This is a genomic window from Ehrlichia canis str. Jake (genome assembly GCF_000012565.1).
GTDB classification, from domain to species: Bacteria; Pseudomonadota; Alphaproteobacteria; order Rickettsiales; family Anaplasmataceae; genus Ehrlichia; species Ehrlichia canis.
In genome coordinates, this window is the sequence record NC_007354.1 from 157742 (window position 1) to 170293 (window position 12552).

The following is a 12552-nucleotide window of genomic DNA, read 5'->3' on the forward strand; positions in this document are numbered from 1 at the left end:
CAGGGTTTATTTAAAGGGTATTACTGCATCATATATGATTGGTGTTTAAGGTTCAAGGAAGAAAAAGTAACTAATGTCCATATAATGTACTAGTACTTGGTAATACAACTGTACTATCTTAATAATAAGCATTTTTTATGCTAGAATACTATAATAAACTAACATAGTTGACATGGACTTATTAGTTTGTTTAATGAAAAGTTTGTAAATGTAATACCCTCTAAGGTTGTAGCAATGTAAGTACAATAATTAACAGATTAGAAAATTCTAGGCATGTATGATTGTTATGACATTATTTGTTGTGCCTAAAATGTATTATATCTCCATCTTGTACTATATAGTCTCTTCCTTCAAATCTTACTTTTCCGGCTTCTTTGCATTTTGCTTCGCCGTTATATTTTATATAGTCGTCAAAACTAATAAGTTCTGCTTTTATAAACCCTTTTTCAAAATCAGTATGAATTACTCCTGCAGCAGTACTAGCAGTGGATAGTCTCTTTATTGGCCAGGCACGTGCTTCTTGTGGGCCTAGAGTGAAGAATGTAATCATATCTAAAAGATCATACATTGTTTTCACTACAGATGTTGTACCAGATTCTTCTAAATTGAATTCAGATAAAAAAATTTGTTTTTCTTCTTCTGTTTCTAGGCTTGATACATCTGCTTCTAGTTTTGCTGATATACAACAAAATTTGTTGTGCTTTTTTTCTGCCATAAGTCGTACTTTTTCTGATAAAGCATTGCCATGGGTAACGTTAGATTCTTCAACATTACACACATACATCATAGGTTTTGTGGTAATAAGTTGTAATTGTTTTAAATCTTCACCTAAATGTGCTGCATTTTTTGCTAAGTTGCCTGACTCTAAGATACTTAATACTTCTAATATGTTGTCTAATTTTTTTCTTGGTTCTTTATTGCTTTTTACAGCCTTTTCTAGTGCAGGTAGACGGCGTTTTAAACTTTCAATGTCTGCTAAAATTAATTCCATTTCTACAATTTCTGCATCGCTTATTGGATCTACAGTTTGGTTTACATGACTGATATTTTGATCACTAAAACATCTTAGCACATGAATAATGGCGTCTACTTCCCTTATATGGCTTAAAAATTTATTTCCTAATCCTTCCCCTTGGCTTGCTCCACTAACTAATCCTGCAATGTCAACGCATTCTACTTGATTATATATAATTTTTTTAGAAGATGCCATTTGTGCTAATGTTTTTAAGCGGTGATCTTGTACTATTGCTTTGCCTACATTTGGTTCTATTGTGCAAAATGGATAATTTGCAACTTCTGCTACCATAGTTTGTGTTAGTGCGTTAAATAAAGTTGACTTTCCCACATTAGGTAGACCAACAATACCACAGTTTAATCCCATAATAATGATCAGTAATTATAAAATTGGAATTGTAACATTAATTACTTACTTGTGGTACTTATAAATTAAGTAAGCGTGATACTGGTTTACGCTATATGCATAAATATTTTGTGTTAAAATTATGAAAAATCTAGAATCTAGTTGTTTTGATTGTTGTGAGTTAGATATTTTCAGATTTTGAGTATGTAAAAATAGATATTTGCTGTTGTATGTTGAAAATCTATATTATCTTATAAAAGCTTGTTATTGTAATTGATTTTTCATGGCAGTATAGATCTATTAAATGTGTAGCTTGTGTTTTTCTGATGTAATGAAGAAATTTCTAGTGTACTTAGTATTTTTTTAATTATACAATAATAATGTGTAAATATTAAGAAGGATTATTACACGTTCTGTAAGTCAAGTTTATCTGAATAGTACTGCACTATAATTATGTCAAAGTTTGAAGGATTATAAATATTTAGTGCTTGTTGTTTTCAATGATTGTAGTGTAAACATGCTCATGTGTTGATTATGTGTTTTTTTGAGTATGTATAAAAAATAATAAATGTTAGTAGTGTGTTTGTAATACAAGTTTGTTTATATCAATAAGCAATTATTTATCAGTTTAAGTGTGATGGGAACACTCTATTATTGGTGAGAGTTTTTCAGTTACATGACAACGATATGTTGCAAGTATTAAGAAATATTATTACATGTTGTGTGAGTTAAATTTATCTAAGTAGTTATGTCAAAGATTGGAAAGCTATATAGTATTTGTAATTATTCTAGTGTAGACGTATTTAATATGTTTGATTGTTGAAAATTATGATGTTGAAAATGTTAGTGATGTATTATGTAATATAGGTTTATTAATTCCAATAACAATGATACTGTTTTTTAGATCGTATTAAAAATATTTGTTATATAGAAATACTCTTGCTTATTTTTTTCAATTATATCATGGTATGTGAATGTTAAGAGGTATTATTCCATGTTATATGGGTCAAGTTTATCTATGCTGAATAAAGTATTGTTACTGTAATTAGTTTTGTAAACAGCATAAAACTATTGCCTGTGCAGCTATTCCTTCCTTTCTGCCTAGAAATCCTAATTTTTCTGTTGTTGTTGCTTTAACGTTAATACATGATGTATCTATTTTTATAAGATTAGCAATGTATTCTTGCATTTTTAATGCATGTGGCATAATTTTTGGTTGTTCGCATATAATAATTATGTCAGCGTTTGAAATATAATATCCTTTTTCTTGTGCTTTGTTTTTTGCTTCTATTAAAAAGTAATCAGATTTGGCATCTTTCCATTTATTATCTGTATTTGGGAAATGTTGTCCTATACTTCCGCATCCAACTGCTCCTAATATGGCGTCTGTTAATGCGTGTAGTCCTACATCTCCATCTGAATGTGCTACAATTTTTTTGTGATGATTGATTTTTATTCCACATATTGTAATGAATGTATTAGTAGCATCATATTCTATGTTGTCGAATTTGTGTACATCATAACCTATTCCAACCTTAAATGTGGGTTTATTTATGTGTTGCTTCATAGCACAGCATTATCTCGTAAAAAACCAGGTGAATACTTTTATACTGTATTTTTATAAAAATGCCTATTCTATTTATTTATTAATGTACATATAAGTTTTATATGAGAAATTGCTTTTATAGATTTTCTTTGGCTGTAATTTGAAGTTTATTATAATCAAATCAGAGTTATTGTTGAAATGTTATAAGTTAAACTGATGTATTTGAATTACTATTTGGTTTGGTATAAGTTGAGTGTTTTGTAATAATGGGTATGATGTTATGATGTGTTAGGATGTATATCTTTAAAATGCTTTGTTTTATAAACTACTGTAGGTGTAGTTTTAAGATTATTATAAACTTTAGATCTACATTTTGTGTGTGATACTTACTTAAATGTTCATAATGAGAGTTAGTATAAGCAAAATTTTTTATAGAGAGTTTTGTTATTATTTGAGAAAAGAGTGTAATTTATATATAAAACTCTATGTACAAACTTCTGTGGTTATAGTTTTAAAACTACTATTAATGCTTTTAAATCTACATTGTGTGTAATTTACCTAGGTGCTCATGGTTAGAGTTAGTATAAGTTGATGTTTTTATAAAAATCCTTATTATTGTTTGAAAAGAGAGTTTGATTTATATTTTTTATATATAAAACTCTATGTCAAGCTTCTGTAATTGTAGCTTTAAAGCTATTATAGCATTTTCATATTTTGTGTGTAATGTAAAGAGTTTCTCTTGTAATTAGACTAGCATAAAATGACTTTTTAATGAGCTTCCTTATTATTGTTTCAAGAAGGTTATTTAATTTGTGTATTTAGTATATAAGATTGCTCTATGTAGATCTTCTATAGTTGTGATCTTGAAATTATTGTAATCACCTTCGACAGTCATAATTGGAATGTTATAGTGTAGCATGAGAGATGATTCATCAGGGAATTCATTGTAAGGTTCAATATCATATGCAGTTTTATGGTATAATAGTATATCGTTATATTTGTATGCTTGTGGTGTTTGAACGAGTTTGATTGTATCTCTATCTATATTTTTCATAACTGTATTGTCTTCATGTACCATATGTACAGTATCAATTATTGAAAGCACTGGTACTACTCCTGCGTAATGATTTAGTATTGGTTCCATTGTATCCAGTAATTTTAAATCTACAAAAGGACGACAAGCATCGTGTATTATTACAAAATGTGGATTTATGTCTTGAAGGCTCTCTAATCCTATGCGTACAGAGTCTTGCCTGCGTGCTCCTCCGTAGACTGGTGGTAAGAGTTTGTCGTGTTTTGGTAGGCTGCTACTGTATAAGTGTTGGTGTTCTTTCCTTATGACTACTTTTACGTGGCTAATTTTAGGATGTGAGATCATATTATTGATTGTACTACAGAGTATATTGTGATTTCCTAGTAAACAATACTGTTTAGGAGTAATATTCCATTTAAACCTGCTGCTGTTACCTGCTGCAACAATTAATAGTATAAATTTATACATAGATATTGATACTTTGTTACATGATATTTGATTTTAAGTGTATCATTTTAAAAATCTTATGATAATTATACAATATAAATATATTTAAATTGGCTGTCCTATAATTAATAAGTATTTTTTAGTGTGATATTTGTCATACTAGTGTAGTAAATATACACTTTTTACGTGTACTAACACTGTTTTGTGTGTTTATTTTGGATTGTATGACCAATTAAACTCTTTAAAAGTGTGTTAATAGATTATATTGCATAGTGCAAAATTGTAACTTCTATAGTAATATGAAATTATTAACGAAGTATTTATTTATGCACAGTTAGTACATTAGTATATTTTCTGATAATTTTGAAATATTGCCTTGTATTTTGTAAATAGAAAAATTCTGCACTAGTTTGTCAAAAACTTTAGTTATATAAGGTACAGATATGTAAAAATAATCTATTCTTGTTGTCTGGTTATACACCAGTATAAAAAAGTGTCTATTGTTAAATGGCATTGATCAAGATTAAAGAAAGTTATCAGTAGTTATATAGTAAGGATACCTGAAATGCATAGAGAATTATTAGGTAATATACGATTAATATGATCGGTAATTTTCCTTAATTTATGAATAAAATGATAAATAAATTGAATAGGAAATTAATATGTATATATAAAAAGTATTAATATATCGCAGATGTTAGCAGATATAATATGTGTTGTTAAGTAGTGATGTTACATTTATTTTAGTAAAAATTGTCAGGTTTTCGCTGTTTAACAGCAATGGTAAAGTAAAGAAATTAAAGTCTATATTAATAAAAGTAAAATTTATATTTCAAATGCAATTAAGCAATGGAATATTTTACCTGTTATGTGATTGTTGCTTAGGTATAATTCTTTGGTATTGGATGTGTTATATGAAATGCATCATAGTGTGGTAAAAGCAGGTCAAAAGTACTTTTATTACATGTATTGTGTACTTCTGGTATGCTTTAAAAGAGTTGTCATAATTTATGCAATGTATTCACGAGTGATTGATTGTTTGTTATACAATTTATGCAATTACAACATATAGTAAAAAATTGCTTATTTATGATTCAACTTAATAGATTATGTAATATTGTAATATTGGATAATCCTATTGATAATCATGCTAAAATTACTGATAGTATTATTATGTAGAACTTGCAATTTGTGTTATTTTATGATATAATAAAGCAGCAATTTTCTATATTTTTAGTAAACATATTAATTTTTATTAAGTACCATGTATGTTTAATTAATAGTTGTAAAATTATATGCTAGGTAAGGATTATTTCTCTGATCTTGATAAAAGGTTAGTAGCTTTTGCTAAACTTAACAATGGTAAACAAAGATCATCAAAATATCACTTTATGTTAAGTAGTTGTATATTGATAACTGCTATTATTACTGTACTGTCTCTCATAGTATTATATAGTGATAAACAATACTTTTCCTCAATGTTTAAAGGAGGTTTTAAGTTATTCAGTAGTGATACTATACCTTTTTCAATGGCATTAATTGCTATTATTCCTTCTTTATTGTTATTGTTTTTCTTAATTTATAAGGTATGTGCATTTCACGACCTAAATCGTAAGTTAAATAATGAAAGTATTGATATTCTCGGTAAGCTTGAAGAGTGGCAGTATTTTTTACACCTTCAATTAGAGTATAACACTAATAAAATAGAAAATATAGATGAGGTACTTAAATTATTCAAAAAGAAATACAGTAGTTTTGTTAAGCAATGTAGTGATGGATTTGCCAAACTTGAAGAGCAATGTAAGTCTGTTTTAGCAGCTGTTAATTCAACTACACATGGTGTAAACGCTGGTATTTCCAAAATAAACTGTGTAGTTGAAGATGTAAAGTTACAACTTAATGGATTATCTGCTGGTTGTCAAAAATTTTCAGAATCAAGTAGTAATTTATTATCTGCTATTGAGTCTGCAATAAAGACAGAAGGAGTAAATGTAGATGATAGGATAGCATTTCTTCAAAACTTACAAGCTAATTTAGCGTCTGATGTTGATTTAGGTCTTATACAAAATAGAGTACAAAATTTTGTAGCCAGAGTGCGGTCTATTTTAGTAGAAAAGCCATCAATTGTGAAACCAGCTGTTCTTCGTGAGTTATGGTGTTTACAGGAAAGTTTCAATGTAATAATAATGAAAGTACATAAAACGGATCAGTGTGCTCTTGAATTTTTACAGTTAATACAAAATCTAGAACAGGAGATATCGAAATTTTCACTTTCTGCTTCAAAAAAAATTGCTTCCTATAATGGTAATAATAGAAATCTGTTAGAAAAGATGATTAAACTAGAATTACCATTGTTACACATAAATATACTGCGTTTTTTAACAGCAAAACGTGCTGCATTCATTACAAATACTAGTGCTGATATTACACAGTTTATTCAAGAGTATGCTTCTGGTGATTTACAAAGACTATCAGATAGCACTAGTGATTCTATGCTTTCTATAAGTTCTTTTTTGTCACTTCAAGATACTAATGTATCAGATAAGGTATCTAATGATATTAACCCTCAATAATATAAATTTTTTAGTAAATTTCTTATCTATTATATTAATTATACCGCTTATATAGCTAAATATTTCTAATGTATAGAAAAGCATTTCCCTTTGATAATTAATTTTAAGAAGTTGCTATTTGTTGTGGTAATTTATGATAATGTGTGTGTTTTGTGATATAAGTATTTGATTTTTATATTTAGTTAAAGATTGTATAATGCTTGAGATATAAAAAAATTCTTATTGTGTCTCTCAAATAATATTATTGTAGATTAATATCTGGATATATTTTAACAGCATAGGTCAAAGCTTTTCTATTACAATTTTTTTATAAAACTTATAGTGATGTGTCTGGTATCAGTTTTACTGAATCAGATAGATTTTTTCTCCATGTTTTTAGATTGTCTTTGATAATATCATTTTCTAAAGATAAAATAGATGCTGCTATGATAGCTGCGTTGTATGCTCCTGATGATCCTATGGACATTGTTGCAACAGGTATTCCTTTGGGCATTTGTACTATTGATAGCAAGCTATCTATTCCGTTTAAATTACTACTTTTTATTGGTACCCCTATAACTGGTATATGTGTTAAAGATGCTACTAATCCTGGTAAATGCGCTGCTCCTCCTGCTCCTGCTATAATTACTTTAAACCCATTGTCTTCTGCAGATTTTGCAAATGTGTAAAGCCTGTCTGGTGTTCTATGTGCAGATATAATCATTACTTTGTGTGTTATATTGAGTTCTTTTAGTATTGAGATCGAATTATTCATTGTTGGAAAATCTGATTGACTTCCCATGATTACTGCGACGTCTACTGTGTTTTGATTAATTGACATGATGTTTCTCTATAAGATTTTGAATTGTTAATTTTAGTTGTTTTGCATTATTTATGTTGGTTATTGGATGTATCCCATTATATAAGACTGCTATATAAGGGATATGATGATTGAAAACTATACCTTTGTTAGTTAAATATGACAATAGATTTTTTAGGTAACTTGGTGATACATTATATGGTGTGAAGTTGAGAGTACCTTGTTTAGATAGAAAAGATAGTAACTTATTTTTATTTTCATCTAATGAAATGACGATAGGATTGATATTGTCAAAATCAGAGATTAATTTATTGATTTCTGGAATCTTTTTTACGCAACTGCTACACCAAGATGTGTAAATTACTATGACATTTATTTTAGAATCTGTCATTTTAAACATATCTGATAATGCTTGAGCTGAATTAATTTCCTTAATTTTTATCAGTGTATCTGGCATATTACTATGTATTTTGTAGTAAGAAGATATTTTGTTGAAGGTAAGTAAAGCGAATAAAGAGATAATAAATGTAAAAAGTATAAAGTGTTTGTTATTCATAAGCTGTGCCTATTATATGTGTGATACTTCACTTAGTGTGTCAGTATCTTACTATAATATTAAGTTGTTGATTGCTAAAAGATAATTTTACTTTATCGGTGTTATTTTAAGATGATAGTTTGATATAGCTTAATATCTTATTATTGATCTAACATAAGATGATGTTGTAATGCTTACTATAGTGTTGTGAGGAATATGTTTGTTATATTACAGATGAGATATGCTACAGTTTTTTATTAGTATTATTGTGTATATTTTTAGAATATAAGCTTGAACTTTTTATCTTATAATATAGAATAAAAAACATTAAATTTTAAGTTATTTATAATATGACTCAAACTCTTACTAAGTCGAAGATAGCAGAAGTAATTAATAAAGATGTTGGACTATCTCGTGAAGATGCGGCATCTATTGTTGGTGAGGTTTTAGATGAAATGATAAATGCATTAGTTAGAGATCATATATTGAAAATATCTTCTTTTGGTACTTTTAAGTCTTATAAGAAAAAAGCTCGTATGGGTCGTAATCCAAAAACTTCTGAGGCATTTGTTATTAAGGAACGTAATACTGTATCATTTTATCCCTCTATACTTGTTAAACATTCGATTAATAATGATGATGGGGTGGAGTAAAAGGTGAGCTTAATGAGTGGAAAGAAGCTATCGCAAAGTAGTAGTAAGCTTCAGACAATAGGTGAAGTTGCAAAATGCTTGAATGTTGAACAGTATGTATTAAGGTTTTGGGAAGAAAAGTTCCCTCAAATTAATCCTATTAAGCGTCGTGGTAGGAGGTTGTATACGCAGGTTGATGTTGATATTTTGAAATATATTAAACATTTACTATATGATAAAGGGTATAAAATTAAAGGTGTACAACAGGAACTCAGTAAAAAACCTGTTAATATTGATAAAAGTAATGCTAGTGTGAAGCAGAATGTCTATAGAGAAGGGTTGATAAGTTTACTAGATGATATGTTGAACTTAAGGAATGATTTATTAAAAAAGTTTGACGGAATGTAGCGCAGCCTGGTTTAGCGTGTCAGTCTGGGGGGCTGGAGGTCGTGGGTTCGAATCCCATCATTCCGACCATCTTTTTTCGATAGTTAATTTTATGCTATGATGTAATTTGACGAAATTAATGATGTTATGGTTGTACTAGTATTTTATAGTATTATTCATAGATGCAGCTTTTTTGTGTTAAGTTATTTAATTTTTTATCTCCAATTTGTGTAAGTACATATAGCACTGTTTGAAAACTTTGTTATTAAGTTAGGTATTGTTTTTTGATTTTTACAACGAATTATTGCTAATTAAAATAATAAAAAAACTTTTGTTTGATAGTGGATTATGTAGTAGTCATTTGGGAAGTAGTTTTTGTGTTGAGTTTATGTTGGAAGTGCACTTAATAATTATTTTAAGATAGTAATATTATTTTTTTCTGTTTTTTTCAATAATATAAAGTGACAATTTCTGATATATGATAAATACGAAGGAAAATAACATCAAGAAGATGCGGATGGAGTGGGATTCGAACCCACGGTACGCTGTTAACGTACGTCAGTTTTCAAGACTGGTGCCTTAAACCGCTCGGCCATCCATCCGATTTACTTGTAACATAATATTTAAAATCATGCAATATCTCTTTAATTGAGATTCTATGGGACATAATTTGTTCTATATGCTAATTAGATAATATTGTTAATCTAAAACATATGTAATAGTTCTATATATAAATTTATTAATCAATGTAGTATGTTTCTTTTATATCATGGCAAAAGTTAATTTAAAACAAAATTAACACACTAAAATGTATAATAAAACATGCTATTTATACTAATGGGTTATTGTATGCTTCATTTAACAACAGAAATCACAAACATTGATTTTGCTCATGATTTTCATATACATCAAGGTGAAAGATTTGGTGTTTCAAGTGGTGATCTAGAACTTGATATTGAAAACCATCCTGGACATGGTTATCATATTTTATTTAAGAACAATGGCCATGTAATATCAGATTTACATGGTGCTAAAGCTGAAGACTTTAACTTTAATATGAAGGATCATAGTTTGAATGTTTCTTTCTTAATTGATCCAATGGCTCCTTTTCATGAGTTAGATGTTAATAACCATCCTAACTTCTTTATTTCTGTGCATGCTTATCAAGATGGTTGTGATAATTGTGTACATGGAAATCCATCACGTCCTGCTATAGTAAATCAAGCTCAAGTTTTATTACCAAGTGGAGTTACTGAAGATTCTGTTTCTGCTCCAGCTACTGAAGATTCTGTTTCTGCTCCAGCTACTGAAGATTCTGTTTCTGCTCCAGCTACTGAAGATTCTGTTTCTGCTCCAGCTACTGAAGATTCTGTTTCTGCTCCAGCTACTGCAGCAACAGGTTCAACAACATCATATAATCACAACACTGGACTTTTAGATTTAGATTCTGATATTCTTAACATGTTGTACTAATAACTTCTGATAACTGAAATATAACCTGTAAAATATTTCTATTTTCTACTCAAAAATTTAGCTTCTATAAAGCTTTATAGAAGCTAAATCTTGGTATTTTATACAGCTATTATAACCTTATGAAAAGGTATAATATTTTTTGTATAAGTAATATTGAGTATTAAGTTAATCTTTTGTTTAGTTAACAATTAAACTTTTTATTTGTTTTATTGTTATTGTGATAACTTATTGCAATATGTTACTGTGTATTTTTTTCTGAATAATGCAGTTCTAAAATTTTTGCATATGTTTTCAATGTTTTTATACTTCATGTATTTTGCCAAATAAAAAAATTGAATTGCATATTTAATGCTATTTTATCTTTATCAAGTTGTACATACTTTAAGTTTTATAAAACTATAATACAAGTAACATAACTTTCACCAATGTATTAAACTTATAACATTATACTTAGTTTATAAGATTTGTATTGTATGCAACCTAATTAACCTTACTTTTGGAAAGACATATTAAAAATAAGGCTATTATAACTAAATGTACTAAGCAGTTTTACTGCTTAGCAATAAATGTGTTTTTATGACCAACATCCAACGATCTCTTTAATCTCTAATATATGCTTATTAGCAATAGATGCTGCTTTATTGTTACCTGAAACTATTATATTATGCAGATGTTCCTGGTCTTCAAGGAATTCTTTTACTTTTTGTTGTATTGGTGCAACATTAGATATTATTAATTCTGCTAATTGTTCTTTAAATTGCTTTGTATCGAGATTCTCAATATTAGCACATGCTTGTTCTATATTAATATTTAAAAGTGTAGCATATATGCTAACTAGGTTTTTAACTTCAGGTCTACTATCTAGAGTATTAAAGTCAAATCCCATAATAGAATCAGTTGTTGCTTTGCTTATTTTTTTTGAAATCATATCATTGCTATCATATAAGTTAATACGTGTGAAATCTGATGAATCTGATTTACTCATCTTTTTCTTTCCATTTCTTAAACTCATAATCTTTGCTGATTCTTGCACTATCAATGGCTCTGGAATTTGAAAATATTGTGTGTTATACGTAGAATTGAAACTAATAGCGATATCTCTAGTCAATTCTAAGTGTTGTTTTTGATCAACACCTACTGGTACAATATTTGCCTTATATATCAGTATGTCAGCAGCCATTAATACTGGGTAGCTATATAAACCCAAACAAGATGCTGATGCTTTATTACGGCTTTTTTCTTTAAACTGAGTCATTCTGTTTAATTGTCCAGTTGAAGTTATGCAGCTGAGTATCCATAACAATTCTGAATGTGCATTTATAGAAGATTGTATGAATAAGACTGACTTGTTTGGATCAATCCCACATGCTAAGTATGTTGCTAATGTGTTTATAGAGTTTTGCTTTAATTCAGCTGGGTTGTAGCTTTGAGATGTTAAAGTATGTAAATCAGCAAGAAAGAAAAAACACTTATATGAATTTTGTAAGGATACCCAATTACGTATAGAACCTAAATAATTTCCTAGATGTATACTACCGGTTGGTTGTATACCAGATAAAGCAATAGGCGTAGACATAATTATTATCCTCAATAATGTAATTAAGTGATGTATTTTATAGTACATTTATAAGTGATGCACGTATTTTTTTGTATGACACAAGACAATACAAGTGTTGATTAGTATACATTTTATCTTAAATTTCAATGTCTTAAGTAGTAGAAGAAAAAAACTTGTATATATATGCTACACTTTTAGCATTAACATGA

10 protein-coding genes and 2 tRNA genes are annotated in these 12552 nt (G+C 28.4%); 5 read left to right on the top strand and 7 right to left on the bottom strand.

Annotation, left to right across the window (positions count from 1 at the left end):
• Positions 1-292 precede the first annotated feature (292 nt).
• The 3 genes from ychF to ECAJ_RS00550 form a co-directional block, all read right to left on the bottom strand.
• Complete coding sequence (ychF, locus tag ECAJ_RS00540; RefSeq protein WP_011304230.1) at positions 293-1381, bottom strand: redox-regulated ATPase YchF; 1089 nt, start codon at positions 1379-1381, stop codon at positions 293-295.
• A gap of 1024 nt (positions 1382-2405) precedes the next feature.
• The gene (gene ispF / locus ECAJ_RS00545) at positions 2406-2927 is read right to left on the bottom strand and encodes a 2-C-methyl-D-erythritol 2,4-cyclodiphosphate synthase (protein ID WP_011304231.1); all 522 of its coding nucleotides are present in this window, start codon (positions 2925-2927) and stop codon (positions 2406-2408) included.
• 784 nt (positions 2928-3711) lie between these two features.
• Positions 3712-4407 carry an IspD/TarI family cytidylyltransferase gene (locus ECAJ_RS00550; RefSeq protein WP_011304232.1) on the bottom strand — a complete coding sequence of 232 codons (696 nt, stop codon included), beginning with the start codon at positions 4405-4407 and terminating at the stop codon, positions 3712-3714.
• A gap of 1274 nt (positions 4408-5681) precedes the next feature.
• Between ECAJ_RS00550 and ECAJ_RS00555 the strand changes: the two genes are divergently transcribed.
• Positions 5682-6959: a hypothetical protein gene (locus tag ECAJ_RS00555; RefSeq protein WP_011304233.1), complete on the top strand. Its 1278-nt coding sequence runs from the start codon at positions 5682-5684 to the stop codon at positions 6957-6959.
• Between the two features lie 316 nt (positions 6960-7275).
• Here the strand turns inward: ECAJ_RS00555 and purE are convergent, their stop codons facing one another.
• Both purE and ECAJ_RS00565 read right to left on the bottom strand, forming a co-directional pair.
• Positions 7276-7779, bottom strand: coding sequence for a 5-(carboxyamino)imidazole ribonucleotide mutase (purE, locus tag ECAJ_RS00560; protein WP_011304234.1), 504 nt, complete (start codon positions 7777-7779; stop codon positions 7276-7278).
• Complete coding sequence (locus ECAJ_RS00565) at positions 7769-8215, bottom strand: TlpA family protein disulfide reductase (protein WP_011304235.1); 447 nt, start codon at positions 8213-8215, stop codon at positions 7769-7771. Before ECAJ_RS00565 ends, purE begins: the two co-directional genes overlap by 11 nt.
• Before the next feature lie 428 nt (positions 8216-8643).
• Here ECAJ_RS00565 and ECAJ_RS00570 point away from each other — a divergent pair, with 428 nt between their 5' ends.
• The 3 genes from ECAJ_RS00570 (at position 8644) to ECAJ_RS00575 (ending at position 9402) form a co-directional block, all read left to right on the top strand.
• Entirely contained in the window at positions 8644-8946 is a 303-nt protein-coding gene (locus ECAJ_RS00570; protein WP_011304236.1) for an integration host factor subunit alpha, read from the top strand.
• Positions 8947-8958: 12 nt separating this feature from the next.
• Positions 8959-9333: a MerR family transcriptional regulator gene (locus ECAJ_RS04900; protein ID WP_011304237.1), complete on the top strand. Its 375-nt coding sequence runs from the start codon at positions 8959-8961 to the stop codon at positions 9331-9333.
• Positions 9324-9402, top strand: a tRNA-Pro gene (locus ECAJ_RS00575). Before ECAJ_RS04900 ends, ECAJ_RS00575 begins: the two co-directional genes overlap by 10 nt.
• Before the next feature lie 424 nt (positions 9403-9826).
• Here ECAJ_RS00575 and ECAJ_RS00580 read toward each other — a convergent pair.
• Positions 9827-9914: transfer RNA gene (locus tag ECAJ_RS00580), tRNA-Ser, on the bottom strand.
• Positions 9915-10161: 247 nt separating this feature from the next.
• On the opposite strand from ECAJ_RS00580, the gene ECAJ_RS05100 reads away from it, so the two are divergent.
• Entirely contained in the window at positions 10162-10785 is a 624-nt protein-coding gene (locus ECAJ_RS05100; RefSeq protein WP_011304238.1) for a TRP47 family tandem repeat effector, read from the top strand.
• Positions 10786-11359: 574 nt separating this feature from the next.
• On the opposite strand, the gene trpS is transcribed toward ECAJ_RS05100, so the two are convergent.
• Positions 11360-12361: a tryptophan--tRNA ligase gene (gene trpS, locus ECAJ_RS00590; protein WP_011304239.1), complete on the bottom strand. Its 1002-nt coding sequence runs from the start codon at positions 12359-12361 to the stop codon at positions 11360-11362.
• Between the last annotated feature and the right edge of the window lie 191 nt (positions 12362-12552).